Source organism: Nocardia sp. NPDC046763, from assembly GCF_040645495.1.
Classification (GTDB): domain Bacteria; phylum Actinomycetota; class Actinomycetes; order Mycobacteriales; family Mycobacteriaceae; genus Nocardia.
In genome coordinates, this window is record NZ_JBEYYI010000012.1 from 128,321 (window position 1) to 155,210 (window position 26,890).

Sequence of the window (26,890 nt, forward strand, 5' to 3'; positions counted from 1 at the left end):
TTGTCCGGGACCCTACAAGAGTTGAACGGCGAGTGTTTCGGATTTGCGTGGCTTATTTGCGGAAGGGCCTCGGGAGGGGGTAGCCCTTCTCCTGCATGACGTCGCGCGCGGTTCGGATAGTCGGTGATGAGGCCGTCAGCGCCCTGGTCGAGGATCAGTCCGACTTGCCGATGGCGCCGGCCCGCTCGACGGCGTCGAGGATGACGTCGACGAATTCCCTGGGGGCAGCGGACTGTTCGGGGTGGGCGGCCTCGATTTTGGTCTCCACGTTGTAGTGCACGGTGCCGAACGCGCCCGGATGGCTCTTCACCAGATCGAACAGTTGCGGCAGCGTCGCGATCCTGTTGCCCGGAAGCTCCTGTGCCGCTGGGAATCCCGCGAGCTTCTTGCCGCAGTCGAGGGTGTGGACCTGGTCGTAGGTCAGGTCGTGGACCAGCTTGCCGACATAGGGGAACCGCGGATCGCCGGGGAAGGACGGGGCCGTGTCGGCGCACTTCTCGGCCCGGATGACCGGGTCGTGCCGGATGAGCGGCGTCTTCTCGGCGGTGAGCACGATGTCGAGTTCCAGGGTGATGACGCCCGGTTCGATGGCCTTGGCGAAGCCGGGCAGCGACTCCTCGATGGTCATACCGTGGCCGCCGCGGTGGGTTTGCGGATCGAAGGAGCGGCGTGGATCGGCCACGGTGACCGGGTTCGTGTCGCTGGAGTTGCTGCCGCAGGCCGTAAGACCGATAGCGGCAATTGCTACCGCGAGGATCGAAAAAGCTCTCTTGAACTGCGTTGACCTCACGTATTCAGCAGTCATGGCCGGACTGTAGCAATCGAATGGCTACGAAAATCTGAGCCTTTCGAACAAACGGGATCCCGCCGGTGCGGACCGCGGCCGATTCGGTACTCTCGCGGCATGGGTGCACTGGTTCCGGTGGAAGGACTCGACGGCGCGGGCAAACGCACGCTCACCGATGCCGTCATCACCGCCCTGCGCGCCCGCGGGCTGCGGATCGCCACGCTGGCCTTTCCGCGCTACGGCGTCTCCGTGCACGCCGACCTCGCCGCTGAGGCCCTGCGCGGCAGTCATGGAGATACCGCTCGGTCTGTGAACGCCATGGCGCTGCTGTTCGCGCTCGACCGGGCCGATGCCCGCGACGAGCTCTCGAAACTACTGGCGGACAACGACATCGTGCTACTGGACCGCTATGTCGCCTCCAATGCCGCCTACTCCGCGGCCCGCATGGAACAGGACGCGCACGGCGAAATCGTGGCCTGGATCGAGGAATTGGAGTTCGAGCGCTTCGCACTGCCCGCTCCGGATGTCCAGATTCTCCTGGATGTTCCGGTCGATGTGGCCGAGGAACGCGCGCGCCTGCGCGGCGAAGCCGATGCCGCACGCGCTTTGGACGCTTACGAGAAAGACGGGGGTCTGCAGCGTCGCACCGGTACTGTCTACCGTGAGCTGGCCGAAATGAACTGGCACGGGCCATGGCGGGTGCATCGGACCGGTGACGATCCGGCAACACTGGCCGCGCGCCTCGCGGAAATTGTTGCTGGATAGGGTTGGATGTGCGCCGACAGGTCACGAGTGTTGGCGTGGCGGCCGAATCAGAGCCGGAGAGGTGACAAACTAGACGTTATGAAGCCGAAGATTCTGGTCGTCGACGACGATATGGCTCTCGCGGAGATGCTCACGATCGTCTTGCGGGGTGAGGGTTTCGACCCCCACGTCGTCGGTGACGGCACGCAGGCGCTGACCGCGGTCCGGGAGCTACGTCCGGATCTCGTATTGCTGGATCTCATGCTGCCCGGCATGAACGGCATCGACGTGTGCCGGGTGCTGCGAGCCGATTCGGGAGTGCCCATCGTGATGCTGACGGCGAAGACCGATACGGTCGACGTCGTCCTGGGTTTGGAAAGTGGCGCGGACGACTACATCGTCAAGCCGTTCAAGCCGAAGGAACTGGTGGCCCGGGTGCGGGCCCGCCTGCGCCGCACCGAGGAGGAGCCGCAGGAGTTGCTGTCCATCGCCGACATCGTCATCGATGTGCCCGCGCACAAGGTGACTCGCGGCGGGGCGCAGATCTCACTGACTCCACTGGAGTTCGATCTGCTGGTGGCGCTGGCACGCAAGCCGCGCCAGGTGTTCACCCGTGAGGTGCTGCTGGAACAGGTCTGGGGCTATCGGCACGCCGCCGACACCCGCCTGGTCAACGTGCACGTCCAGCGGCTGCGCGCCAAGGTGGAGAAGGATCCGGAGAACCCTGAGATCGTGCTGACCGTCCGAGGTGTGGGCTACAAGGCCGGACCGCCGTGATCGCTGGCTCCAGAAACCGCGTTCAGCGGTGGCTGGCGGTAGCGGTGGCCTGGTTCCGCAATCTGGGTGAGCAACTGGGCCATGTGTGGCGGCGTTCGCTGCAGTTGCGTGTTGTCGTGTCCACGCTCACCCTGTCGCTGATCGTCATCACGATTCTGGGCGTCGTGCTCACGAGTCAGATCACCGACCGATTGTTGGACGCGAAGATCAACGCGGCCGTCGAGGAAATGGGCCGCGCTCGCAACACCGTTCAGAACCAACTGACCGGTGTGCACGATTCGGGCACCCAGCAGAGTCGCCTGGACGACGCCCGCCGCGCGCTGTTCAGCAGCGCCGGCGGGACCCAGACCGGCGGCGCCGCAGGCAGTTACGAAGCGGCCCTGGCCATGACGGGCGACAGCGGGCAGGAGATCACCTCGGGCGCCATCCAGGAGATCCCCGCCGAGCTACGTCAATTCGTCAAGCAGCGGCAGGTGTCCTATCAGTTCGCCACGGTCTCCAGTCCGGACGGGTACAAGGGCTCGGCGCTGATCATCGGCAGTCCGTCGGCCGATATCGACTCGCTGGAGATCTATCTGATCTTCCCGCTCACCAATGAGCAACGGAGTCTGTCGCTCATGCGCGGCACCATGCTCATCGGCGGCATCGTGCTGCTGGCCGCCATCACGGCGCTGGTGACGCGACAGGTGGTGCTGCCCATCCGATCCGCGGCGCGGATCGCGAGTCGGTTCGCCGACGGGCGGCTCAAGGAGCGCATGCTGGTGCGCGGCGAGGACGACATGGCGAGGCTCGCCATGTCGTTCAACGAGATGGCCGAGAGCCTGTCCAACCAGATCACCCAACTCGAGGAGTTCGGAAATCTGCAGCGCCGCTTCACCTCCGACGTCAGCCACGAACTGCGCACGCCATTGACCACGGTGCGCATGGCGGCCGACCTCATCCACGGATCCAGCGACGACCTGGACCCGGCGCTGGCGCGCTCGGCCGAACTGCTCGTCAACGAACTCGACCGCTTCGAGGGACTGCTCAACGACCTGCTCGAGATCAGCCGTCACGACGCGGGTGTGGCCGAGCTGCAGGTGGAATCGCTGGACGTGCGCATGTGTGCGCGGGCCGCGGTCTCCACGGTGCGGCACCTGGCCAAGGAGTCAGGCGTCGAACTGGTGGTGGACCTGCCCGAGGAACCGCTGGTCGCCGAGGTGGATCCGCGCCGCGTCGAACGCGTGCTGCGCAACCTGCTCGCCAATGCCATCGACCACAGCGAGGGCAAGCCCGTGCTCATGCGCATGCGCGGCGACGTGGACGCCAATGCCGTCGCCATCGTGGTGCGCGACCAGGGCGTGGGCCTGCGGCCGGGCGAGGAGAAGCTGGTGTTCAACCGCTTCTGGCGCTCGGACCCCTCACGCATGCGCCGCTCCGGCGGTACCGGACTCGGTCTGTCCATCAGCGTCGAGGACGCCAACCTGCACGAGGGCAAGCTCGAGGCGTGGGGCGAGATCGGTGTGGGCGCGAGCTTCCGGCTCACCCTGCCGCTGGTCCGCGGCCGCAAACTCGGCACCAGCCCACTCTCGTTGGAGCCGCCCAAGATTCGCGGCGCGGTCTCGCCCGAGCAGCTGGCCCTCGATATCGCGGGCTCGGACGCCGTCCCGGCGGCCATCGCTTCCATCGCGGCGGTGCTCGAATCCGCGCCCGCCGCACCGGAACCGGGCACCGCGGGCCTGGACGGCGCCGCGGCCGAACCCGGCCCCGAGGGGCCGACCGCGGAAACCGAGGACGGGGAACCGGGATTCGAGGTCATCGCCCCGGAATTCCCTTTCACCGCTGGGACTGAAAACGGCACCGCCGCTGGGACTGAAAGCGGCACCGCCGCTGGGACTGAAAGCGGCACCGCCGCTGGGACTGAAAACGGCGCCGCCGCTGGGCCCGGAAACGGCACCGCAGCCGAGGGGGAATCCGCCTCCGACGCCGCCAACGGGGAAAACCATGCCGCCGATAATGGTTCCGCCGGTTCCGGCGGAACCGGTTCCGGCCGTGACACTTCCGGCGGCTCGGTACCGGCTGCCCAGGGGGACGGCCAATCATGAGGAGGCCGTCCGCGGGCGGGGCCCTGGTGGTGCTCGGCTGCCTGCTCAGTGTCAGCGCGTGCGCGAGCCTGCCGGACTCCTCGGCGCCGCAGGCGCTGGGCAGCCTGGACCACCTGGCCACCAGCGCCTCGCCGCTGCCGCCCGTCGCCGGGCGGGAACCCGAGCAGTTGCTGCTGGACTTCATGGCCGCTACGGCCGATCCGTCCGACCGGCATCAGTCGGCCCGGCAGTTCCTCTCGCCCGCGGCGAATGTGCAGTGGGACGACGCGGCGTCCACCAGCATCGTGGACTCGCAGCCCAGTACGCTGCGGGAGTCCCGCAACGGCGACTCCGCCACCTACGTGATCCGGGCGCGCAAGATCGGCGAGTTGGCGTCCGACGGCTCGTACCGGCCCGGTGACGGCACCCTGGAGTCCAAGGTCGATATGGAGAAGATCGACGGCGAGTGGCGGATCAAGGATCTGCCGCCCGGCGTGATCGTCGAACAGGCCGCCTTCGCCAAGTCCTACCATCGGTATTCGCTGTTCTTCCCGAACCTGGCCGGGCTGGCCATGGTGCCCGACCTGCGCTGGATCTCCGCCCGCAAGGACCAGCTGGCGCAGCGGCTGCTCGGCCTGCTCGCCCAGGGACCCCAGTCCGCGCTCGCGCCCGCCGTGCGCAACCCCATGGGCGCACCGGTGACGTTGCGCGGGCCGATCACCAAGGCCAACGGCGATGCCGACAACGTCGGTGTCGGTGGCGGCGGGCTGAGCGTCGACTTCTCCGGCGCCACCGCCCTCGACCCGCCCACCCGCGACGTGATGGCCGCCCAGATCGTGCTCACCCTCTCCGGCGCCGACGTGCTCGGCCCCTACCTGCTCAACGCCGACGGCAAGCCGCTCGACGACAAGTTCGCCGCCGGCTGGCAGCGCGCCGATGTGGACGCCCGCAGCCCCGACACCATCGCCCGTAACCGGGCCGGCATGCACGCCGTGCGCGACGGGTCGCTGGTGGCGATCACCGACAGTGGAATCACCGCTGCCCCGGGCTTCTTCGGCGCCACCCACACCCTGCAGTCGGTGGGACTGTCGCCGGATGGGCAGCTGGTCGCCGCCGTCGCCAAGTCGGGCCGTCCGGACCCCGAGCCCGAGCGCACGCTGATCATCGGGACCTATGACGGCCAGGGCTTCCCGGTCGCCACCGGCGGCACCTTCACCCGGCCCACCTGGCCCGCCGACGGCAGCTCGGCCTGGTCGGTGGTGGACGGCCGCCGGGTGATCCGGGCCGTGCACGACCGCGCCACCGGCAATGTCTCGGTGCAGGACGTCGACATCGCGGAACTGACCGCGGTGGTGGCCAATTCGACCTCGCCGCGCGGGCCGATCACCGAGCTGCGCATCTCGCCGTCCGGGGCGCGGGCGGCCCTCATCGCCAACGGCAAGGTGTACGTGGCGGTGGTGGTGCCGCAGCCGAACGGGAAGTTCTCGCTGTCCTCGCCGCTGCCGCTGGCCATCGGGCTGAGCACGCCCGCGGTGTCCATCGACTGGCTCTCCGACGAGAAGGTCGTGGTGGGCCGCGACGGCAATGTGGACCCGGTGGCCGGGGTGCTGGTGGACGGCTCCGAGTTCCGCGCCCAGACCTCCCAGAACCTCACTCCGCCGGTGCGCGTGCTGAGCGCCGCACCGGACCAGGAGTACGTGGCCGACTCCCGTGCGGTGCTGGAGCTGACCCGCAATCCCGAAGGGCGCGAGGACTACTGGCGCGAAGTTCCGGGTCTGGGGGCCAACGCGGTTCCGGTGCTGCCCGGCTAGGCGCACACTGAGAGGCATGGGGGAACTGCTGGATCTGATCCTGCCGCGCGCCTGCGGTGGGTGCGGGCAGGCCGGGACGGGGTGGTGCGCGGACTGCGCCGCCACGCTGTCGGGTCCGCCCATCCGGATCCGTCCGCGCGCCGACCCCGGGGTGCCGTGCTGGGCGCTGGCCGGCTACGCGGGCGCGCCGCGGCGGGCTGTGCTGGCGGTCAAGGAGCAGTGCCGCCGGGACCTGGCGCGGCCGCTCGGCGCCGGATTGGCCAGGGGGCTGGATCATTTGCGGGACACCGCCCGCCCGCTGGTGCTGGTGCCGGCGCCCAGTCGCGCGTCCGCCGCCCGGCGGCGCGGGGGAGACCCGGTGATGCGTGCCGCGAACGTCGCGGCGAGTTGGCTACCAGGTTGCCGACTGGTACGTCTGTTGCGCATGCGGCCAGGCGTGCGCGACTCGGTGGGCCTCGGGCACCGCGATCGCCAGCACAATCTGCACGGGCGGATCATCGTAGCCACCACCCGCCCGCCGGGTGCCCTGTTTCCGGCAAATGCCGAGGTAGTGGTGATCGATGACGTGTTGACCACCGGTGTCACGGTGCGGGAGTCGGTGCGTGCGCTGGCTGATGCGAGCGTGACGGTTCGTGCCGTGCTGGTTACTTGCGCGGCTTGATTCTCCGAAATTTGCGTGAACACTGGCGGACGGGTCGCTGGCGCACTAGGTTGGCGATCAGACACCCGAACCGCAAGTTTGGAGGTGGCGCCTCGGACATATGTGCCGAGCGAGTTCATCGATCGGCACACGTTTCAATCCCGCCGCACGAGCGGCTTGTGCGGCCAGATCCGGGAGGTACGCGTGACGACTACTTCACGACTCTCAGCGAAGAACGCAGACACCACGGTGCTGCTCGATGACGAGGTCATCTCAGACGATTCATCCACTCGGGCCACCATCGCGGATGTCGTGGTCAAGGGCAGGACCCTCGGTGAGGGCGGAGTGCCCGACCATTTCCGAATTCACGTGGCGGACAAGCTCTCTCGGCTCGAGCGGTTCGACCCCACCATCTATCTCTTCGACGTGGAACTCACCCACGAACGCAACCGTCGTCAACGCAAGAACTGCCAGCGGATAGAGATCACCGCCCGCGGTAAGGGCCCGGTCGTCCGGGCCGAAGCGTGCGCGGACAGCTTCTATGCTGCCCTCGAGCTCGCGGTCGAGAAGCTGGAGAGCCGACTGCGCCGGCTCAAGGACCGCCGTCGTGTGCATCACGGGGACAAGACACCGATCTCGGTGTCCGAGGCGACCGCCGGTCTCATCGACGAATCCCTGTTCTCCGCCAATGGATCCATCGCGCACGATCACGCGGCCGACGAGATGGACGAAGCCGCCGGCCCCGGCCATGTGGTGCGTACCAAACAGCACTCCGCGATCCCCATGACGGTCGACGACGCCCTCTACCAGATGGAGCTGGTAGGCCACGATTTCTTCCTGTTCCAGGACAAGGAGACCGACCGACCCTCGGTCGTCTACCGCCGCCACGCCTTCGACTACGGGCTGATCAGGCTCGCGTAATCAGCGGCTGAGGAACACCCACCTTTCGACCGGGGTCACGAACAGGACCCCGGTCGCCTGCTGTACCGCCTCCCCGCGACTTCGGCGGGAGGCTGGGGAGCCGTTGGCGTTGGGCACCAGTGCCGGCGGGTTGGGGGTGTCTGGATCTTGGACGTACCCGGCGAGTTACCCCTGGCGCAGCGAGATCAGTGGTCGCGTTCCGGTCGAAAGCAGCTGTTGCGGCGATGTGTGGTCGAATCCGACACTTGCTGTGACGCGGTGTATCAGTTAATACTGTGGCCATGGCTACCAAGGGCGCTCGCCGTGCTGTCATCGTCGCCGGGGCGCGGACCCCGTTCGTGCGGGCATTCACCGACTTCACGCGGATGGACTCCATCGACCTCGCCGATACCGCCGTGCGCGGGCTGCTGGAGCGGACCGGGCTGCCCGAGCAGGATGTCCAGGCCATCGTGTGGGGCGGGGTGATTCTGCCCAGCGGTGCACCGAACATCGCGCGGGAGATCGCGCTCGATCTGGAACTGGACCCGGGCTGCGAGGGCTACACCGTGACACGCGCCTGCGCGTCCGGGCTGCAGGCGGTGGTGTCGGCGGCCGCCGCCATCGAACGCGGCGAGTACGACATCATGGTCGCCGGCGGCAGCGACTCCACCAGCAATGCGGAGATCAAGCTGCCGCAGAAGCTGGTGCACGCCGCCGCGCCGCTGGCGCTGGGCAAGCCCAAGGCCAAGGACTATCTCACTGCCGCAACCCAATTGGCCCCGTTCTTCGACCTGATGCCACGCCGGCCCCAGATCGCCGAGCGCACCACCGGTGAGGTCATGGGCGAGTCGGCCGAGAAGATGGCGCGCATCCACGGCATTTCGCGCGGCGCACAGGACCACTTCGCCGTCACCTCGCATCACCGGGCCGCCGCTGCCATCGCCTCCGGCCGCTTCGACCGCGAGGTACTGCCGGTCCACACGCCCGACGGGACCGCGGTGTCGCGGGACGGGCTGGTGCGGCCGGACACCAGCCTGGCCAAACTCTCCAAGCTGGCACCGGTTTTCACCGAGAACGGCACCGTCACCGCCGGCAATTCCAGCCCGCTCACCGACGGCGCGTCGGCGGTGCTGCTGATGAGCGAGGAGCAGGCGCGCGCGCTCGGCTTCGAGCCCCTCGCCGCCTTCCGCTCCTGGAGCTTCGTCAGCGTCGACCCGCGCGACCAGGTGCTGATCGGCCCGGCCGTCTCCATGCCGCGAGCCCTGGACCGGGCCGGAATGTCGCTCGCGGACATCGATTTCGTCGATATCCACGAGGCTTTCGCCGCCCAGACCCTGTCCGTGGTCTCGGCGCTGGCCAGCCACGAATGGGCCAAGACCCGCCTGGACCGTGACGCCGCGGTGGGCGAGATCGATCCGGCCAAGCTCAATGTGCACGGCGGCTCGGTCTCCCTCGGCCACCCCTTCGGCGCGACCGGCGCGCGCATGGTCACCACCATGGCCAACGAACTCGCCCTCACCGGCAAGTCCACCGCCCTGCTCGGCATCTGCGCGGCCGGCGGTATCGGCGCCTCGGCGGTGCTGGAACGGGTCTAGCCGACACGCTTCTGCGTCACCGGTTTTCGGCGGCTGTCGCCCGGTCGATTCCCGCCATCCAGGAGTCCGGACCGGCTCGATCGGCATCAGCGGGGACGCGTTCCGCGACCGGTGGACCGGCATCGACACCTTGAACCGCGTGGGCGGAGATTTCCGGAGCAGTGTGCTGGTCGGCGGGTGCGGGCGGTGCCATCGGTGCAGGCGGCGGTTGCCCGAATGTGCCGCAGCAGTGAGCATCGGCGCGAACACGACTTCATGCAGGTGAGACCCTGGCTCGCGGATGCGGGCCGGGGTCTTTTGCGTGCTGCGCGGAAATAGTTGGTGGTGAGGTGATCTCGAATGGGTATTCCCGGGTGACCGAGACGAGCGGAGGTAGGTCATGGTCGCGAGAACGATGATCGGCGCCGCGGCACTCGTGGTCGCGGCGAGCGGCTGTGGCGTGGGAAGCGCTGCGGCGCTGCCACTTCCGGCGACCGGGTCCGAGGGCGGGCAACCGGTGGCGGACCACGACCTGAATCTGCGGCTGCGCAATGCCGAACAGCACGCGGGGGAGCGGTATCCCGTGTACGGGCTGGTGTATTCCGATGCGGCGGTGTGGACTCTGGCGTTCGTGAGCGGCGGGCCGACCGACTACTACACCATCGACGGCGCCCGGGTGGAGCTTGCCGAACCGGCGACCCGCACTGTCGCGCAGGGCGACGTGTTCACCGGGACCATCACGGTCACGGGTGAGCGCGACTCCGGGGATCCGGTGGTGACCCTCGACGACGTCGCGATCATCGGTCATCGCCCGGCCGAGGCGCTGCGCTGACACAGAGACGGACCGCGGGCGGGTGCGGGTATCCCGTCAGCTGAGCAGCGACTCACCGGTCGCGGAAACGGGTCATCGCCGGCAGCCGCACCTATGGTGTGAATCCGATCGAAGGTTCGATCGCGGCCGGGGGCCGGACCCCGTGCCGAGCGGCGATACGAAGACCAATCCAAGACAACAACGATGCGAACGGCTCGGGCGTGGATTGCTGGACGAATCGCGCGCGGCCGCTGGAGGAGCGGATGGAGAGCGTCTTCGCAATCGCCATCGCGATCACGGCCGCCGTGGCGCTGGCCCGGCTCGCCCTGTGGTGCGACGCGCCGCGGACTCGCCCCATCACCGTGGCGCTGTCGCTGCTGGCGATCGGCGCGATCTTCATCGAACCGCAGTGGCATGACGGCGTCGATTCCTTCTTCGTCACCCGTGGTCTGGCGGGCCTCGTCTCGGATGTGGTGCTGCTGGTGGCGGTCTGCTTGCTGTGCGCGCACGTCGCGCGGGTGTGGGACAACGAGTGGCTCAACCGGGCGGCGCTGGTGATCGCGGTCGTCGGGGGTCTCGCGCTCGTCGTCGTCCACGCGATCGCCGTGCATGCGGGTGCGCAGCGCGGGTACACCGGTCAATTGAGCGGTCCGGCAACGGTCTACGGGATCTTGCTGTCGGTACTGCTGATCGCGGTGAACGTCGCTCCACTGATCACGGTGGCGCTGGCGCGTCCCGTCACCCGCATCCAATTCTGGTTCGCTGCTTCGGCTCTGACCTGGGTCGTGATCGCGGGGCTGGGTGGCGCGGCGGCCGTCGACCCTGAGCACTTCGCCGATATCCTCTGGCAGTTACGCCTGCCGCTGGACACGCTCGCACTGTTGACAGGATCGGCCGTGGGGCTGTCGAATCTGTGGCGCAGGCGGCGGGCCGGGGCGGCCCCGGTGGGCTGGTCTGCCCGGACATGACGGCGGTCACTCACAGCCACCGAGCAACGACCTGGAAACTGCCACCGCGAACGTATACTCGGCAAATGGCCGAGTGGATCTTCATGATGCATCCGCCCCGCGACAATTTCATCGCCACCATGACCGCCGACGAAAGATCCGCATTCGTGGCGCACCGGGACTGGCTGGCGCGCCTGGACACCGCCGGTGTGCTGCTGGTGGCCGGGCCTACCCTGGGCGCAGTCAATACCGGCGTCGGGATCTTCACCGCCGACGACGAGGCCGCCGCGCGGCGCATCATCGCCGATGAGCCGGTCACCAGCGGAGGCTTCATGCGCGGCGATCTGCGGCCGATCCAGCTCGGCTACCTCAACCCCCGCACTGAGAGCGAACCCGTCACCTGATCGTCGCGCCAGCAGGATGGCGTGCGCAGTCCGAGGTCTTTCCCTACCATCCGAGGACAGACAATGGCCATCGCGCATCCGACCGAGCATCACGAGATCATCGATGTCACCCGCGCCCAGCGTCCACGAGTGCTGATGGTGGTCGCCAACCCGGCGACCTCGACGACGCTGAACATTCTGGTGGGCTTCTGGGCCGCCGAACTCACACATCCCTTTTACGAATTCACCAGAGCCCGTTATGAGATCAGCATTGCCAGCCCGGACGGAGGGCGAGTCGAGATGGACGCCATGTCCGACCCGCGCGACGAGAGCAACTGGTCGGCAGACGATCTGATCACCATGGGTTTCATCAACACCCCCGAATTGGCTGCTCTGCTGGACAATACGGCTGTATTGGCTGATCTGAACCACGACGACTTCGACGCCATCGTGGTCTGTGGCGGTCAGTCGCCGATGTTCACTTTCCGGGGCCGCAAGGATCTGGCCACCACGATCGGGGCATTCCACGCCGCCGAGAAGCCCACCGCGGTGCTGTGTCACGGTACCTGCGCGCTGCTGGACGTTGTTGCCGACGACGGCACGCCGCTCATCGCGGGCAAGACCATGACCGGCTTCGCCAATGTCGAGGAGGACTTCTCGGATCAAGCCCTGGGTCGTACCGTGATGCCGTTCCGAATCCAGGACGAGGCCACCGCGCTGGGCGCCAACTTCGTCACCGGCGGCCTGTTCCGCGCCTTCGCCGTCCGCGACGGCAACCTCATCACCGGCCAACAGCAGTACTCCGGAGCGAAGGTCGCTCAGATGGTGATCGAATCGCTGGGAATCTGAACGGATCAGGCCGGTGCGTTCAACTGGATGCCGAGGTCGACGGTGAGGATGCGGCCGATCATGCCGCCGAAGGACGGGCCGACGCCGAACTCGCCACGGTCCAGCCTGCCGGTGGCGGTGAAGCCGATGGACGGGCGGCCGGTCACGGGATGCGGCCGCAGTCCGTTCCAGGACACGGTCAGTGGCAGCGGCCGCGTGAGCTCGCCGAAGGTGACCTCGCCGTTCACGTCGAAGGATTCGCCGATCCGGATCGGGCGGGGCGCCCGGAAGGTCATGGTCGGCCGGCGCTCCACATCCAGGAAGTCGGCGTGGCGGACGTGGTCGTCGCGTTTGGCATTGCCGGTGTCGAAGGAATCCAGGTGAACGGTGGCCTCGATGGCCGCCGCTCCGGCCTCGTCCACCATGAATCCGGTGTCGAAGCGCCGGAATTCACCGCGCACGCGCAGCAGTCCGAAGCTGCGCAGCGAGAAGCCGACGGTGGAGTTCGCGGCGTCCAGGGTCCAGAGGCCGGGGGTGAGGGTGATGCCGGTCGAAGTCGTCATGGCCTCGACTGTCGTCCGTTCGCGGGGACGTAACCAGACCGGCTTGGTCCAGGGACCGCCGGTCCGTGGCTAATCGTCTGTGCGTGGCGTGAATTGTTCCCAGTGCACGGCCGATTCGAGGGGCCGCCGCTGGCGCCAGCCGAAGCGCTCGAGGTCCGGGACCTGCTGGAACTCGTGGACCGGTCCGACACACAGCCAGGCGACCGGTTTCACGCCCGGCGGCAGCGAGAGCAGATCGGTGAGGAACGGCTCGTCGTAGAAGCTCACCCAGCCCACGCCCACGCCCTCGGCGGTCGCGGCCAGCCACAGGTTCTGGATGGCCAGGATGGTGGAGTAGATGCCGGTCTCCGGCACGGTCGCGCGACCCAGCACGTGGGTGCCGCCGCGCGCCTGATTGTGGGTCACCACGATGCCGGTGCCGCTCTCCACAATCCCTTCGATCTTGATCGGATTGAAGGTCTCGGCACGATCGGAGGGCAGCGAGTCGTGGAATTGCTGCCGCTTCTCGGCCACATGGTCGGCGAACTTGGTCAGCGTGGCCGGATCTCGCAGCACCACGAAATCCCACGGCATCGAATTGCCGACGCTGGGCGCCCGATGGGCCGCCTCGAGAATCCGGAGCAGCGTGGTGTCGTCGACCACCTCGCCGGTGAATTCGGCGCGGACATCACGACGCAGTTTGATGGCGTCGTAGACGCTCAGACATTCGGTGGCACTGACAGGACCTTCGGAACACACGGCGTCCAGTGAACCAGGCCGGAGGTCGGCCGGGGTCATCGGCCCATTCCCTCGAAAACGCCCCTCGCCGGAAATTCGGCGGGGGGCGTCTCGGGATGCCGGGTGGCTCAGCCGACCAGGGCCAGTTCGCGCCGGGACAGCTTACGGCGGCCCTCCCGCAGCGCGGTGCGCAGGCCGCGGCGGCGTCCGGTCATCGGGTCGATGCTGGACTCGCCGCCGAAGATCTTCTCCGACTTGGTTTCCGGAGCGTCGTCGGTGGAGCGGCGCAGGTACTTGTTGGGCAGCGACAGCTTCATGATGGTGCGCCACGACTTGGCGTACTGCACCGGCAGCGAGCCGGTGGTGTAGGGCAGGTCGTACTTCTCGCACAGCGCCCGCACCCGCACCGCGATGGTCGACAGGTGGTTGGACGGAATGTCCGGGTACAGGTGGTGCTCGATCTGGTGCGAGAGGTTGCCGGTCATGAAGTGCATGAGCGGGCCACCGGAGATATTGGCCGAACCCAGCATCTGGCGCAGGTACCACTCGCCCTGCGTCTCGTTGTCGCAGTCGAACCTGGTGAACTTCTCGGCGCCGTCGGGGAAGTGGCCGCAGAAGATGACCGCATTGGTCCACACATTGCGGACGATGTTCGCGGCCAGATTGGCGGTCAGCGTGCCCAGGAAGGCCGGGCCGGTGAGCAGCGGGAAGACCAGGTAGTCCTTGGCGGCCTGCTTGCCGATCTTCTTGAGAACGGTCTTGCGGTCCTCCTCGAACTGGATGCGCTCGGGCGAACCCGGGGCCCACTTCTTCTTGGCGACCTTGCCGAGCTCCAAATGCTGGATGGCGACACCGTATTCGAAGAACATCTGCAGCAGCAGGTTGTAGACCGGCTGTCCGAGATAGAACGGCGACCAGCGCTGATCGCGGGTGACGCGCAGCAGGCCGTAGCCGATGTCGTCATCCATGCCCAGCACATTGGTGTACTTGTGGTGCAGGAAGTTGTGGGTGATCTTCCAGTGTTCGGACGGGCCCGCGTTGTCCCATTCCCATTTGGTGGAGTGGATTTCCGGATCGTTCATCCAGTCCCACTGCCCGTGCATCACATTGTGGCCGATCTCCATGTTCTCGATGATCTTGGCGGTACCCAGCAGGGCCACGCCGGCCAGCCACGCAGGCGGGAAGAGACTCGCGAAAAGCACTGCGCGGCCACTGATCTCGAGGCCGCGCTGGAGACGGATCACATTGCGGATGTAACGGGCATCCTTATCGCCCAGGGACGATTCGACCTCACGGCGGATGGCGTCTAGCTCCGCCCCGATCGCTTCGACGTCCTCCGGGGTGAGGTGCGCGTATTCCTTGACATCCGAGATCGCCATGCCGGTTACAGTACCGTAGGTTACGGTCCCGTAGGTTGGCGAAGATCGAATCTCTAACGTGTCGAATACCGCATTGTTTTCGTGACTCTACTCTGCTAGCGATTGCGCCGGAGTTTACGCGAGAACCAGCCACCGCGTTGGGCTTTATCGGCCAGCGCGGCCTTTTCTGTCCGGGCCTTTTCCTGCAGTGCGGCCTTGGCCTCGCGCAACACCTGCTTCTCGTGCGCGGCCTTCTCTTTGAGCGCCACCTTGGCCTCCTGCATGGCGGACTGCAGCCCGCGCCGCTCGCCGGTCTCGGGGTCCAGACCCCAGCGCGGCTGGTGCTCGGCCAGCCACTCGCTCGCGCTGTGCCCGGCCAGCCATTCACTGCCGTTCCACGTCGGCATGGACGGCAGCGAGATCCCCGCGAACTTGCGCTCCGAGGAGGTCTCCGGCGCGTCGTCGGAGGTCCGCTTGAGCCACTGGTCCGGCAGCGCCAGCTTGTGAATCGTGCGGAATGCCAACAGGTACTGCTTGCCCAGCGAGCCGGTGGTGTACGGCAGGTCGTACTTGTCACACAGCTCCTGCACCTTCGCCGAGACCTCGGGATACCGATTGCTCGGAATGTCCGGGAACAGGTGGTGCTCGATCTGGTAGCTGAGATTGCCGCTCATGAACGCCATCACCGGGCCGGCATCGAAATTGGCGCTGCCCAGCATCTGGCGCAGGTACCACTCGCCCTGCGTCTCGTTCTTGAACTGTTCCTCGGTGAACTTCTCGGCGCCGTCCGGGAAATGGCCGCAGAAGATGACCGCGTACGCCCACAGATTGCGAATCAGGTTCGCGGTGGCATTCGCCTTCAGCGTCGACTTCCAGGCGCGACCGGTGAGCGCCGGATAGATCACGAAGTCCTTGGCGACCTGTTTACCGGCCTTGCGCCAGAACGCCGTGTTCGGTTCGTTGATGAAGTGGCGCAGGGGGAAGAGCTGGGTCGGGGGCACACCCATCTGCTCCTTGGTGGCCGCCAGATCGTGCAACGCGATGCCCCACTCGAACAGCGCGGCCAGAAACAGATTCGCGACCGGCTGCGCCAGGTTGATCGGCTTCCATTCCTCGTCGCGCGTCATGCGCAGGATGCCGAAGCCCAGATCGTCATCCATGTCGAGGATGTTGGTGTACATGTGGTGCGAATAGTTGTGCGCGGCTTTCCACTGCGCCGAGGTGCCCGTCATATCCCACTCCCAGGTGGTGGAGTGGATCTCCGGGTCGTTCATCCAATCCCATTGCCCGTGGCTGATGTTGTGCCCGAGCTCCATGTTCTCGATGATCTTGGCGACCGACAGCAGCGCGGTGCCGGTCAGCCACGCCCAGCGCTTCTTCGACGCGAAGAGCGTGGCGCGGCCGGCGGCCTCCAGAATCCGTTGCGCCGCAATGGTGCGCCGGATATAGCGGGCGTCGCGTTCACCGAGCGAGTGCTCGATATCGCGCCGAACGGTGTCGAGCTCCTGACCCAGGGTCTCTATATCGGCCGCCGTCAGATGGGCGAACGCCTTGATGTCGGTGATGGCCACCGGCAATCCTTCCGTGTCTGATTTGCCCTCCGCTTCGCTACGGGCGGGTTCGCGGCCTGGGAGGTCTCGTTCTTCCCTCCCTCCGCTCCCCCGCTCCGCTCAGTCCAGAACGAGACGGGCCGCGAACCAGGAGGGGGCTGATAACGAGAGTAGCGGTGTCTGCGCGTTCGGGTGTCGGTCAGTGGGTGTCAAACCTCGAGGGTGCAGTCACCCGCCGCGGCCGAGATACAGGTCTGGATCTTATCCCCGGCGCGGTGCTCCTTGCCGTTGCGCAGATCGCGCACATGGCCCTCGGTGACCGTGACCACGCAGGTCTGGCAGATGCCCATGCGGCAGCCGAAGGGCATCTGCACGCCCGCGCCCTCACCGGCCTGCAGCAGCGTGGTCGCGCCGTCCACCTCGGCGGAGCGGCCGGCCTTGGCAAAGGTGACGGTGCCGCCCTCAGCGGTGGCGTTGCGCTCGATCTCGAAGCGTTCCACGTGCAGCTTGGACTCCAGAACGGCGGCGGCCCAATGGTTCTCGATCTCGTCCAGCATGGGCAGCGGGCCGCAGGCCCAGACCTCGCGCTCGCGCCAGTCCGGCACCACCTCGTCCAGATCGGCGAGCGCGAACTTGCCCTGCTCGCCGGTGAGGTGCAGGTTCGCGGTGAAACCCGGGTGCCGGTCGTCCATGTCGCGCAGTTCGTCGCCGAACATCACGTCGTCGGGGGTGCGGGCGGAGTGGATGTGCATGACATCCGGGACCGCATTGCGGCGATCCATGGTGCGCAGCATGGCCATGACGGGCGTGATGCCCGAGCCCGCGGTCAGGAACAGCACCTTGGAAGGCGCCGGATCCGGCAGCACGAACCCGCCCTGCGGCGCGGCCAGCCGCACGATGGTCCCGGTCGGCACGCCGGAGACGATGTGGCTGGACAGGAAGCCCTCCGGCATCGCCTTCACCGCGATGGAGATGAGCCGCTTGCCCTTGTGCGCGCTGTCGCCGGTCCAATCCGGCGGGCAGGTCAGCGAATACGAGCGCCAGTGCCAGCGGCCGTCCACCAGTACGCCGATGCCGATGTACTGGCCCGGCTCGAATTTGAAGTCGAACCCCCAGCCCGGCTTGATCACCAGGGTGGCCGAATCTGCGGTCTCCTTGCGCACCTCCACGATGCGGCCGCGCAGCTCGCGCGCCGACCACAGCGGGTTCACCAGGTGCAGGTAGTCGTCGGGCAGCAGGGGAGTGGTGATGCGTGCCGCGGCGCCGCGCAGCGCGTCGAGGGGAGTCCGTCCGCCGGTGCCGCCTTCGGCCACGGGGGCTTCCAGCCAGTCCCGCAGCCCTCGCACGGAGAACCCACCACTCTTCGATGCCATATCCCGGAACGCTTCCTGTCGTCGTGCGCGCTGGTCAGCGCGGCGTCGTAAGCCTGTCGCCCATGTGATGAGCAACCATCACAGCCAGGTTACGGCATCGTAGGTTACGGGGGCTGTGTTGGATTGCCCCTTCGCTTCGCTCCGGGGCGGGTTCGCGGCCCCGAGGTCTCGATTCTTCCCTCCCGCCGCTCCTCCGCTTCGCTCCCCCGCTCCAAGCGCGGGGAGGCGGAGCGCAGTCCAGAATCGAGACGGCCGCGAACCTGTGTGTTACAGGAGGTCGAGGAGGAACGGGAGTTCCTGAGCGGCATACCAGGCGAGCTGGTGGTCCTCGGCGTCGCCGAGCACGAATTCGGCGTCGGCGTCGCCCATGTCGGCGGCGTCGATGACATCGACGGCCTTGGCGACCTCGGACTCGGCCTCGGCCAGGTCCACGTGGATGGACGCGATGCGGTCGTAGATGATCGGGCCCGAGAGGCGGACCACGGCATCGTCGAGATCGGGGCGCAGGGTCGCGCCGTCCACGTCCGCCGCGATGACCGCGCGGCGGAAGACCGGTCCGGCCGGGGTCTTGCCGGACTCGTCGCCCGCGTCCTCGCCACCCAGGTCGGCGACGGCCTGTTCCTCGGCGAGCAGTCGCAGCGAGGCGCGCGCGGCCTCGGCCATGGCGACCTCGGCCAGCTCCTCGTCGTCGCCGGAGGCGTAGGCCTCGCGCAGTGCCGGCGTCACCGCGAAGGCGGTGTCGTTGAGCGCGCGAATCTCGCGGTCGGCGACCAGTTCCCGCAGCATCGGCACCGTGGCCGGGACGTAGACCCGTAGTTTCTTCGAGACGCGGGACGACTCACTGGACGCAGGCACCGAGCATCTCCTCCATCGACTCGTGCACCGAAGCGGTCAGCACCGCGATGTCCGCCATGGCGTCGCGATCGGCGGTGAGTCCGTAGAACACCCGTCCGTCGTAGGACGTGAGCCCGATGCTCAGAGCCTGAAAGCGCAGCAGTGGCGACACCGGGTACATCTCCAGCATCCGCGCGCCGCCGATGTACATGGGCTGCTGCGGACCCGGCGCGTTGGTGATCACCAGATTGAACGTGTGCTCTGCAAAAGTACTCGCCGACCGCACGCTCATGGCATGCAGGCTCGCCGGTGCGAATCCGGCCATGTGCATCAGGGTGCGGGCGCGGACCCCGAGTTGATGCCGGGAATGGGCCTCGGTCGCGTGCTTGATGTGCTCCATGCGGATCACCGGATTCGGTTCGCCGACCGGCAGATCCACCAGCAGTGAGGTGACCTCGCCCGCGGGTTTGAGCTCACCGTTGGGTCCGTCGGAGTAGACCGACATGGGCACGACCGCCCGCAGCGCGTCGGCCTCGGTGAGCACCTGCCCGCGCGAGAGCAGCCAGTTGCGCAGCGCGCCCGTCACCACGGCGAGGATCACGTCGTTGATGGAGCAGTCGAACCGCTTGCGGATCTTGCGGTAGTCCTCCAGATCGGTGCGCACCACCTCGAACCGGCGATTTCGGGAGGTGCGGGTGTTCAGGGGACTGTCGGGTGCGCCGATGGCCGCGGCCCGGACCATGGACACCAGTTTCCGCACCGCCTTGCCGGTGGCGTCGACCATGGCGAAGGCCTCGGCGACGTGGTGGCGGGCCACCTCCAGGCCCTCGCGCGGCTGGGTGGCCAGATGCAGCACCGCGCCGAGCAGCAGTTCGATGTCGGCGGGCTCGCGATGGGCGATCCAGGCGTCGTTGGCGACCTCGCGGGGCGCGATCGAGGTGTCCAGGATCACATGCCCGATCTCGAGCGCACTGTCCCCGTCGACCAGGGCCGAATGGGTTTTGGTGAAGATGGCGCAGCGGCTCTCGGAGAGGCCCTCGACCAGGTACATCTCCCACAGCGGTCGGGAGGGGTCGAGCGGGCGTGACGCCAGCCGCGCCACCAGATCCAGCAGCTGCTCGTCGGTGCCCGGTTCGGGCAGGGCGGAGCGGCGGATGTGGTAGGTGATGTCGAAGTGGCTGTCGTCCACCCACACCGGGCGGCCCAGCGTGAACGGGATCTCCCGCACCTTGCGGCGGTACAGCGGCACCAGCGGCAGCCGCGACTCGACGAGAGTTGCCAGCCGCTCGTAATCGAGCGGCCCGTGCCCCGAGTTTCCGGCCGGCGCGGGATTGCGCAGGATGGCCAGGGAACCGATGTGCATGGGGTTGCTGCTGGATTCCAGCCGGTAGAACGACGCGTCCTGGGGCGTCAGTCTGGTGATCACGCTGCCCGCTACTCCCTAGTCCCTGCCTGCGCCCGCAGTGTCCCCCTGCCTAGGCGCCGGCGGTTCTTCCATCAAATGCTGCCGTGGCATTCTTCGAAGGCAAGCTATCGCAATCCGATCACCTGGGGGAATGGATGGGCGGCACTGCCCGAGATCACACACCGTCATCGGTGTCCCCTGCTCCGGGTGCGCGGGCGCAGGCCTCCGCACGCCGGACCCCCTACATCCTACGTCAGGGGTAACGAATGGGCCTCGGACGCAAGATCATTCGCTGAACGGTCGCTGGCCCTCCCGATCGGCTCCCGGGCAACCGTGCGGGCCGCTCGGTTTCACAGCTTCCCTCAGCACGCACACCCTCGCCCGCGCAGTTCAGCACCTACGATGGGCTCCGGATTACCATGGCTAGTGATTGCGCGCCCGCGCGCAGGCTTCCCGCCATGGTGGGGGCTACCGACAACACCGACCAGAGGACTACAAGACCCGTGCCTGCGCTGAGTTTTTCAAGGTTGCTACGGATTGGTGAAGGTCGCACGGTCAAGCGGCTGGCAAGCCTGGCGGACGAGGTCATCGCCCTCGACGAGGAGTACACGGCCCTCACCGATGCCGAGCTGCAGGCCAAGACCGCGGAGTTCCAGCAGCGCTACGCCGACGGCGAGAGCCTCGACGAGCTGCTGCTGGAGGCTTTCGCGACCGCGCGGGAAGCGTCCTGGCGAGTGCTGAACCAGAAGCACTACAAGGTGCAGATCATGGGTGGCGGCGCCCTGCACATCGGCAATGTGGCGGAGATGAAGACCGGTGAGGGCAAGACCCTGACCTGTGTGCTGCCCGCCTACCTCAACGCCATCTCGGGTGAGGGCGTGCACGTCGTCACCGTCAACGACTACCTGGCCAAGCGTGACGCCGAGTGGATGGGCCGCGTGCATCGCTTCCTCGGTCTCGAGGTCGGCGTGATCCTGGGCGGCATGAGCCCGGCCGAGCGCCGCGAGGCGTACACCGCGGACATCACCTACGGCACCAACAACGAGTTCGGCTTCGACTACCTGCGCGACAACATGACCCACTCGCTGGACGATCTGGTCCAGCGCGGGCACAACTTCGCCATCGTCGACGAGGTCGACTCCATCCTCATCGACGAGGCCCGCACCCCGCTCATCATCTCGGGCCCGGCCGATGCCTCCTCGAAGTGGTACGCGGAGTTCGCGCGCATCGCGCCGTTGCTGAAGAAGGACCTGCACTACGAGGTCGACATCAAGAAGCGCACCATCGGCGTGCACGAGGCGGGCGTCGAATTCGTCGAGGACCAGCTGGGCATCGACAATCTGTACGAGGCGGCGAACTCGCCGCTGGTGAGCTACCTGAACAACGCCATCAAGGCGAAGGAGCTCTACACCAAGGACAAGGACTACATCGTCCGCAGCGGCGAGGTCATCATCGTCGACGAGTTCACCGGCCGAATCCTGGTGGGCCGCCGCTACAACGAGGGCATGCACCAGGCCATCGAGGCCAAGGAAGGCGTGGAGATCCAGCCGGAGAACCAGACGCTGGCCACCATCACGCTGCAGAACTACTTCCGTCTCTACGACAAGCTCTCGGGCATGACCGGTACCGCCGAGACCGAGGCGGCCGAGCTGCACCAGACCTATGGCCTGGGTGTGGTGCCGATCCCCACCAACAAGCCGATGGTCCGCCAGGATCAGTCCGACCTGATCTACAAGACCGAAGAGGCCAAGTTCGCCGCGGTCGCCGACGACATCCAGGAGAAGCACGAGCTGCGTCAGCCGGTCCTGGTCGGCACCACCTCGGTCGAGCGCTCGGAGTACCTGTCCAAGCTGCTGACCAAGCGCGGTATCCCGCACAACGTGCTGAACGCCAAGTTCCACGAGCAGGAAGCGCAGATCGTCGCGGAGGCGGGCCGCCCGGGCGCGGTCACCGTCGCCACCAATATGGCCGGTCGTGGTACCGACATCGTGCTGGGCGGCAACCCGGACATCATCGCCGACATCCTGCTGCGCCGGCAGGGCCTGGACCCGGTGGAGACCCCGGACGAGTACGAGGCCCAGTGGCACCCGACCCTGGAGCGGGTCAAGGAGCAGGTGGACGAGGACGCCGAGGCGGTCCGCGACGCTGGTGGCCTCTACGTGCTGGGCACCGAGCGGCACGAGTCGCGGCGCATCGACAACCAGCTGCGCGGTCGTTCCGGCCGTCAGGGCGACCCGGGCGAGTCCCGCTTCTACCTGTCGCTGGGTGACGAGCTGATGCGGCGCTTCAACGGCGCGGCGCTCGAGTCGATCATGACCCGGCTGAACCTGCCCGACGATGTGCCGATCGAGGCCAAGATGGTCTCGCGCGCCATCAAGTCCGCGCAGACCCAGGTCGAGCAGCAGAACTTCGAGATCCGCAAGAACGTCCTCAAGTACGACGAGGTCATGAACCAGCAGCGCATGGTGATCTACGCCGAGCGTGCCCGCATCCTCGAGGGCGAGGACATGGAGGGCCAGGTCCAGGAGATGATCACCGACGTGATCACCGCCTACGTCAATGGCGCCACCGTCGAGGGTTATGTCGAGGACTGGGATCTGGAGAAGCTGTGGGGCGCGCTGAAGACGCTGTACCCCATCGGCATCGACTACAAGGACCTCACCGGCGAGAGCGACGGCGGCGAGGTGGGCGAGCTGTCCCGCGAGGAGCTGCTGGACGCGGTGCTCGAGGATGCGCACGGCGCCTACGACAACCGCGAGTCGGAGATCGACGGCCTCGCGGGCGAGGGCAGCATGCGCAATCTGGAGCGCCAGATCCTGCTGAGCGTCCTGGACCGCAAGTGGCGTGAGCACCTCTACGAGATGGACTACCTCAAGGAGGGCATCGGCCTGCGCGCCATGGCGCAGCGCGACCCGCTGGTCGAGTACCAGCGCGAGGGCTTCGACATGTTCGCGGCCATGCTCGAGGGCCTCAAGGAGGAGTCGGTCGGCTTCCTGTTCAACCTCCAGGTCGAGGTGCAGCAGCCGCAGCCGGTCGGCGTGAACGTGGCCGCGGGTCTGCAGTCGCCGGTCGGTAACCGCCCGCTCCCCACCGAGGAGGACGCGGCCGCCGGCGGCAATGGCGCTCCGGCGGCCCTGCGCGCCAAGGGCATCGACGAGTCCGGTCCCCGCGGCCTGTCCTACTCCGGTCCGGACGAGGGCGGTCACGCCAACATCCGCAGTGACCGCGACGAGTACGGCCTCGAGGACGGTCAGGGCGGCACTCGCCGCGAGCGCCGGGAGGCGGCCCGTGCCCAGGGCAAGGTCGACCGCGCGCCGCGCTCCAAGCGCCGCCACTGAGCGAAGCGCCGCCGCCGAGCGAATCGAAACGCACTGCGCCCCGGGTGTTCACACCCGGGGTGTCGTGTTTTCCGGTCTGGACCAGCGGTTTTCGCGTGGTCATGAAACAGTCACGATCGGTTCGCTGAAATGGGTTCCAGTCCGGTCGCCGCGGGGCGGCCGAGCAGGAAGGAATCACGATCATGCGCAAGACTTTTGCCCTCACCGCCATGGCCCTGGGCATCGCCGGGCTGGGCGCCGCGACCGCGCACGCGGAGACCCTGACGGTCGACGGCAACTACGCCACCGTCGACGCCTGCGCCGCCGACGGCAATGGCGGCCAGTTCCACGCGGGCGGCGTGCAGCTGCGCGGTGAGGACGGCTGGCAGTGGCGGTGCGATCAGGGCGCCGACGGCCTGTGGTACATGACCATCTTCCGTTGACCTAACGCCGGACCCCGGCTCCAGCGGAAACCGTGCCCTCGGCGAAAACGCCGGGGGCACTGTCATTTTCGGGAACGAACCGCACGGCTGATTCCTGATGAGGACGTCCGATTCGGGCGACCGCAGGGCCGCTCGGTTGGCATCCGGTGAAATTCCCTGCCGCTCAGGTGTTTCGGCGGCCCGGCAGGGGGTATTCGGTCTCTGGGCGTGGTTGTTGCAGCCTGCCGCCGATCCGAATCCCATTTGTACCATTTAACTTCGCCGGGATCGCAATCGAGGGCATTTTTATCGCGCGAACCGGGTTGCACGTTAATTGAATTGCTCCCCTCAAATTTGTGATGTGCGTCATTCGGGACATTTTGTGCCAATTGCTCGGCGGCTGCTTGGTTGCACGCTATTAGCTGAGTTAAATTCCCGGATGTGTGGGAGGACCTGAAGTTTTACGGGCGGGAACGCGAACGGAGCCAGTTGGATCGTGCTCTCGCCGCGGCCAGGTCGGGGCGGGGATCGGCGCTGGTGCTGTACGGCGACCCGGCCATCGGCAAGACCGCGCTGCTGCGCACCGCCGTCGATCGCGCCACCGATTTCCGGGTGCTGCGCTGTCAGGGCATCAGCACCGAATCCGAACTGAATTTCGCAGCCCTGCACGAACTTCTGCTGCCGGTGGCCGACCGGCTGCCGACACTGCCCACAGCCCAGTCCCGGGCCCTGGGCGTGGTGCTCGGCCTGCACGCCGGTGCGGCCGACGCCTTCCTGGTCGGCGCCGCCCTGGTCCGGCTGCTGTCGGCGCTCGCCGCCGAGGGCCCGCTGCTGCTGGTCGTGGACGAGGCCCAGCTGATGGATCCGGAGTCGGCGCAGGCGCTCGTCTTCGCCATCCGCCGGCTGAACGCGGCGCCGGTGACGCTGCTGGTGGCACTGCGCGACGATCCGGCCGGCACGCTCTGGCGGGAACTACCCGCGCTGCCGGTCACCGGCCTACCCGATACCGACGCCCGCCGCCTGATCGCCGAGCGGCACGGCGCGCTGGGTGCGCTGCGGCTGGCCCGGATCCTCGCCGTGGCCGGTGGCAATCCGCTGGCCCTGCACGAATTGCCGGACGTCGTCGGTGATCTCGCGGGCACCGCGCCCGAGCCGATCGCGCTGGGACCCGGACTGCGCGCGGCCTTCCGCGATCGCGTCGCCGCGCTGCCCGCCGGGGTGCGCGTGCTGCTGACCGTCGCCGCCACCGAGACCCGCGGCGTGCTGGGCATCGTGACCGCCGCCGCGGCGGCCCTCGGCGTCGATGCCACCGCGTGGGAATTCGCCACGGCCGCAGGCCTGCTCACGGTCGGCGACGGCCGGGTGGAACGCACCCATGCCCTGCTGTGCGCCGCCGTCCACGATGCCGCCACGGCCGCCGAGCGCCGCGCCGCGCAGCTGGCCGTGGCGGACGCGCTGACCGGACCGGCCGGCACGGCGGATCTGCGCTGCTGGCACCGGGCCATGGCCGCCGAGTGCCCCGACGAGGAGCTGGCCGCCGCGCTCGCCGCCGAGGCCGCCGGCTCGGATCACGGGCACATGGCCGCCGCGGCCATGCTGCGGCAGGCCGCCGCGATCACGCCGGATCCGGAGCGGGCGGGGGAGCGGCTGGCCGCGGCCGGTCGATCCGCCTGGGCGGGCGGCGATATCGCCTCCGCGCGCGGTCTGCTCGATCGTGCCACCGCCCGGCTCGGGCCGGAGCGGGCCGCGGTGGCCGGGCGCGGGCTGGCGGGGCTGCTGGAATTCGTTGCGGGAGAACCGGAGCGGGCGAGCCGCCTGCTGCTGCGCGATGCCGAGCTGGTGGACCCCGAGACGGCCGCGCACCTGCGGATCGACGCCGAACGCGCGCGCTGGGTGGCCGGGCACGGCGTGCTCGACCTGGGTCCCGCGGAAATGACCATGCGGGACGGTATTTCGCGCTTCCACACCATGGTCCGGCCGCTGCCGCCGGCGCCGCTGGTGCTGCTGTGGGGGCTGGCGGACGCGGCCCTGGAGCCGTATACCCAGGCGGCGGCGTACCTGCGGGGCAGTTCGGCGCCCGCCGCGGTGTCGCTGTTACCGCAGCTGGCGATCATCCAGTTCGCCAATGGCCGGTTCGCGGCCGCCGAGCAGACCCTGGCCGAGGCTTTCGAGCTGGCCGCGGCGGGCGGGATGGAGAACGTGCTCGCCCAGTGCTGGGCCCTGCGCGCGAAGATCGCCGCGCTGCACGGTGATTCGGATGCGGTGCTGGACAGCGCGGACCGGGTGCTCGCGCTGGCACGTCCGCGCCGGTCGCATGCGCTCATCGCGTCGGCGCACTGGCATCTGGGCTTCCACGCGCTGAGCCTGGGTGATCGGGAGACCGCGTATCTGCGGCTGCGGACCCTGGCCCAGCCGGGGCACGACGCCCGCCATCCGACCTACGCGCGGCTGGCCGCGGTGGAGCTGGTGGAGGCCGCCACCCGGGTCGGCCGGCAGGCCGACGCGCTCGAATATTACGGGGAGATCCGCGATTGGGCGGTGCGGTCCCGCGCGGACTGGGCGCTCTCGGCCGCCTACACCTGCCGGGCCCTGCTGTGCTCCGGTGATCGGGCCGACCACTACTTCCGGCGCGCGCTGGCCGTCCGGCGCACCCACCACGATCTGAATCATGTACGCACCCAGCTGCTCTACGGCAAGTGGCTGCGCCGGGCCCGCCGGCGCGCCGACGCGGCCGACCAATTGCGCACGGCCGCCGAGGCGTTCGAGGGCATGGGCGCGGCCCAGTGGGTGCTGCGCGCCCGGCAGGAGCTGGAGCTCACCGGCCGCCGCGCCGCACCGGTCACCGCGCACGGCGAGACCTCGGTGCTGACGGCGCAGGAGCTACGGGTCGCGCGGCTGGCGGCGCAGGGCCTGACCAATCGGGAGATCGGGACCGACCTGTTCCTGAGCCCGCGCACGGTGGGCCATCATCTGTCGCGGGTGTTCGGCAAGCTCGGGCTCAGCGGCCGGGCCGATCTGGTCGACGTGGATTTCGACAATGGCATGCGAATTGTGCGGCCACGCTGAAGTTCTCGTATCGGAGTGAC

General features: G+C 68.0%; 22 protein-coding genes. 14 read left to right on the top strand and 8 right to left on the bottom strand.

Annotated features, from left to right (window positions below):
* Positions 1-154 precede the first annotated feature (154 nt).
* Positions 155-805, bottom strand: coding sequence for a glycerophosphodiester phosphodiesterase family protein (locus tag ABZ909_RS20965; protein WP_357002066.1), 651 nt, complete (start codon positions 803-805; stop codon positions 155-157).
* Positions 806-904: 99 nt separating this feature from the next.
* On the opposite strand from ABZ909_RS20965, the gene ABZ909_RS20970 reads away from it, so the two are divergent.
* From ABZ909_RS20970 to ABZ909_RS21020, 11 genes are all read left to right on the top strand, one after another.
* Complete coding sequence (locus ABZ909_RS20970) at positions 905-1,552, top strand: dTMP kinase (RefSeq protein WP_357002067.1); 648 nt, start codon at positions 905-907, stop codon at positions 1,550-1,552.
* Between the two features lie 78 nt (positions 1,553-1,630).
* On the top strand, positions 1,631-2,308 hold the full coding sequence (gene mtrA / locus ABZ909_RS20975) for an MtrAB system response regulator MtrA (RefSeq protein WP_033090495.1): 678 nt from the start codon (positions 1,631-1,633) through the stop codon (positions 2,306-2,308).
* Between the two features lie 44 nt (positions 2,309-2,352).
* Complete coding sequence (gene mtrB / locus ABZ909_RS20980; protein ID WP_357002297.1) at positions 2,353-4,392, top strand: MtrAB system histidine kinase MtrB; 2,040 nt, start codon at positions 2,353-2,355, stop codon at positions 4,390-4,392.
* On the top strand, positions 4,389-6,182 hold the full coding sequence (lpqB, locus tag ABZ909_RS20985; protein ID WP_357002070.1) for an MtrAB system accessory lipoprotein LpqB: 1,794 nt from the start codon (positions 4,389-4,391) through the stop codon (positions 6,180-6,182). The genes mtrB and lpqB overlap by 4 nt, the downstream gene beginning before the upstream one ends.
* A gap of 16 nt (positions 6,183-6,198) precedes the next feature.
* Entirely contained in the window at positions 6,199-6,843 is a 645-nt protein-coding gene (locus tag ABZ909_RS20990) for a ComF family protein (protein WP_357002072.1), read from the top strand.
* Between the two features lie 228 nt (positions 6,844-7,071).
* Entirely contained in the window at positions 7,072-7,743 is a 672-nt protein-coding gene (gene raiA / locus ABZ909_RS20995; RefSeq protein WP_357002298.1) for a ribosome-associated translation inhibitor RaiA, read from the top strand.
* Between the two features lie 281 nt (positions 7,744-8,024).
* Positions 8,025-9,317, top strand: coding sequence for an acetyl-CoA C-acyltransferase (locus tag ABZ909_RS21000; protein ID WP_357002074.1), 1,293 nt, complete (start codon positions 8,025-8,027; stop codon positions 9,315-9,317).
* A 379-nt stretch (positions 9,318-9,696) separates the two neighbouring features.
* On the top strand, positions 9,697-10,128 hold the full coding sequence (locus ABZ909_RS21005; RefSeq protein WP_357002077.1) for a hypothetical protein: 432 nt from the start codon (positions 9,697-9,699) through the stop codon (positions 10,126-10,128).
* A gap of 242 nt (positions 10,129-10,370) precedes the next feature.
* Positions 10,371-11,075 carry a hypothetical protein gene (locus ABZ909_RS21010; RefSeq protein WP_357002079.1) on the top strand — a complete coding sequence of 235 codons (705 nt, stop codon included), beginning with the start codon at positions 10,371-10,373 and terminating at the stop codon, positions 11,073-11,075.
* Positions 11,076-11,140: 65 nt separating this feature from the next.
* Positions 11,141-11,458, top strand: coding sequence for a YciI family protein (locus ABZ909_RS21015; protein ID WP_357002082.1), 318 nt, complete (start codon positions 11,141-11,143; stop codon positions 11,456-11,458).
* Between the two features lie 63 nt (positions 11,459-11,521).
* Positions 11,522-12,286 (top strand): type 1 glutamine amidotransferase domain-containing protein, encoded by a 765-nt coding sequence (locus tag ABZ909_RS21020; RefSeq protein ID WP_357002084.1) that lies wholly within the window; start codon positions 11,522-11,524, stop codon positions 12,284-12,286.
* Positions 12,287-12,291: 5 nt separating this feature from the next.
* Here the strand turns inward: ABZ909_RS21020 and ABZ909_RS21025 are convergent, their stop codons facing one another.
* The 7 genes from ABZ909_RS21025 to ABZ909_RS21055 all read right to left on the bottom strand — a co-directional run bounded on the left by ABZ909_RS21025 (position 12,292) and on the right by ABZ909_RS21055 (position 20,086).
* Positions 12,292-12,828, bottom strand: a complete 537-nt coding sequence (locus ABZ909_RS21025) for a YceI family protein (RefSeq protein ID WP_357002086.1) — start codon at positions 12,826-12,828, stop codon at positions 12,292-12,294.
* A gap of 69 nt (positions 12,829-12,897) precedes the next feature.
* Positions 12,898-13,530, bottom strand: coding sequence for a 5,6-dimethylbenzimidazole synthase (gene bluB / locus ABZ909_RS21030; protein WP_357002300.1), 633 nt, complete (start codon positions 13,528-13,530; stop codon positions 12,898-12,900).
* Positions 13,531-13,673: 143 nt separating this feature from the next.
* Entirely contained in the window at positions 13,674-14,924 is a 1,251-nt protein-coding gene (locus ABZ909_RS21035; protein ID WP_357002088.1) for an acyl-CoA desaturase, read from the bottom strand.
* A gap of 95 nt (positions 14,925-15,019) precedes the next feature.
* On the bottom strand, positions 15,020-16,474 hold the full coding sequence (locus ABZ909_RS21040) for a fatty acid desaturase (RefSeq protein ID WP_357002090.1): 1,455 nt from the start codon (positions 16,472-16,474) through the stop codon (positions 15,020-15,022).
* Positions 16,475-16,662: 188 nt separating this feature from the next.
* On the bottom strand, positions 16,663-17,826 hold the full coding sequence (locus ABZ909_RS21045) for a ferredoxin reductase (protein WP_357002092.1): 1,164 nt from the start codon (positions 17,824-17,826) through the stop codon (positions 16,663-16,665).
* A 267-nt stretch (positions 17,827-18,093) separates the two neighbouring features.
* Complete coding sequence (locus tag ABZ909_RS21050) at positions 18,094-18,612, bottom strand: hypothetical protein (RefSeq protein WP_357002302.1); 519 nt, start codon at positions 18,610-18,612, stop codon at positions 18,094-18,096.
* 52 nt (positions 18,613-18,664) lie between these two features.
* Positions 18,665-20,086 (bottom strand): wax ester/triacylglycerol synthase family O-acyltransferase, encoded by a 1,422-nt coding sequence (locus tag ABZ909_RS21055; protein WP_357002094.1) that lies wholly within the window; start codon positions 20,084-20,086, stop codon positions 18,665-18,667.
* Positions 20,087-20,568: 482 nt separating this feature from the next.
* On the opposite strand from ABZ909_RS21055, the gene secA reads away from it, so the two are divergent.
* The 3 genes from secA to ABZ909_RS21070 all read left to right on the top strand — a co-directional run bounded on the left by secA (position 20,569) and on the right by ABZ909_RS21070 (position 26,870).
* Complete coding sequence (gene secA, locus ABZ909_RS21060; RefSeq protein ID WP_357002096.1) at positions 20,569-23,403, top strand: preprotein translocase subunit SecA; 2,835 nt, start codon at positions 20,569-20,571, stop codon at positions 23,401-23,403.
* A gap of 182 nt (positions 23,404-23,585) precedes the next feature.
* Complete coding sequence (locus tag ABZ909_RS21065; RefSeq protein WP_357002099.1) at positions 23,586-23,825, top strand: hypothetical protein; 240 nt, start codon at positions 23,586-23,588, stop codon at positions 23,823-23,825.
* A 420-nt stretch (positions 23,826-24,245) separates the two neighbouring features.
* Entirely contained in the window at positions 24,246-26,870 is a 2,625-nt protein-coding gene (locus ABZ909_RS21070) for an AAA family ATPase (RefSeq protein ID WP_357002101.1), read from the top strand.
* Positions 26,871-26,890 lie beyond the last annotated feature (20 nt).

Excerpts from the sequence above, each read along its gene's own strand:
- ABZ909_RS21010 (WP_357002079.1), top strand. The coding sequence starts at position 10,371 with ATGGAGAGCGTCTTCGCAATCGCCATCGCGATCACGGCCGCCGTGGCG.
- ABZ909_RS20970 (WP_357002067.1), top strand. The coding sequence starts at position 905 with ATGGGTGCACTGGTTCCGGTGGAAGGACTCGACGGCGCGGGCAAACGC.
- ABZ909_RS21000 (WP_357002074.1), top strand. The coding sequence starts at position 8,025 with ATGGCTACCAAGGGCGCTCGCCGTGCTGTCATCGTCGCCGGGGCGCGG.
- ABZ909_RS21050 (WP_357002302.1), bottom strand. The coding sequence starts at position 18,612 with ATGCTGCGGGAACTGGTCGCCGACCGCGAGATTCGCGCGCTCAACGAC.
- ABZ909_RS21035 (WP_357002088.1), bottom strand. The coding sequence starts at position 14,924 with ATGGCGATCTCGGATGTCAAGGAATACGCGCACCTCACCCCGGAGGAC.
- lpqB (WP_357002070.1), top strand. The coding sequence starts at position 4,389 with ATGAGGAGGCCGTCCGCGGGCGGGGCCCTGGTGGTGCTCGGCTGCCTG.
- ABZ909_RS21020 (WP_357002084.1), top strand. The coding sequence starts at position 11,522 with ATGGCCATCGCGCATCCGACCGAGCATCACGAGATCATCGATGTCACC.
- mtrA (WP_033090495.1), top strand. The coding sequence starts at position 1,631 with ATGAAGCCGAAGATTCTGGTCGTCGACGACGATATGGCTCTCGCGGAG.
- ABZ909_RS20965 (WP_357002066.1), bottom strand. The coding sequence starts at position 805 with ATGACTGCTGAATACGTGAGGTCAACGCAGTTCAAGAGAGCTTTTTCG.
- ABZ909_RS21025 (WP_357002086.1), bottom strand. The coding sequence starts at position 12,828 with ATGACGACTTCGACCGGCATCACCCTCACCCCCGGCCTCTGGACCCTG.
- ABZ909_RS21015 (WP_357002082.1), top strand. The coding sequence starts at position 11,141 with ATGGCCGAGTGGATCTTCATGATGCATCCGCCCCGCGACAATTTCATC.
- ABZ909_RS21005 (WP_357002077.1), top strand. The coding sequence starts at position 9,697 with ATGGTCGCGAGAACGATGATCGGCGCCGCGGCACTCGTGGTCGCGGCG.
- ABZ909_RS21065 (WP_357002099.1), top strand. The coding sequence starts at position 23,586 with ATGCGCAAGACTTTTGCCCTCACCGCCATGGCCCTGGGCATCGCCGGG.
- ABZ909_RS21045 (WP_357002092.1), bottom strand. The coding sequence starts at position 17,826 with ATGGCATCGAAGAGTGGTGGGTTCTCCGTGCGAGGGCTGCGGGACTGG.
- ABZ909_RS20990 (WP_357002072.1), top strand. The coding sequence starts at position 6,199 with ATGGGGGAACTGCTGGATCTGATCCTGCCGCGCGCCTGCGGTGGGTGC.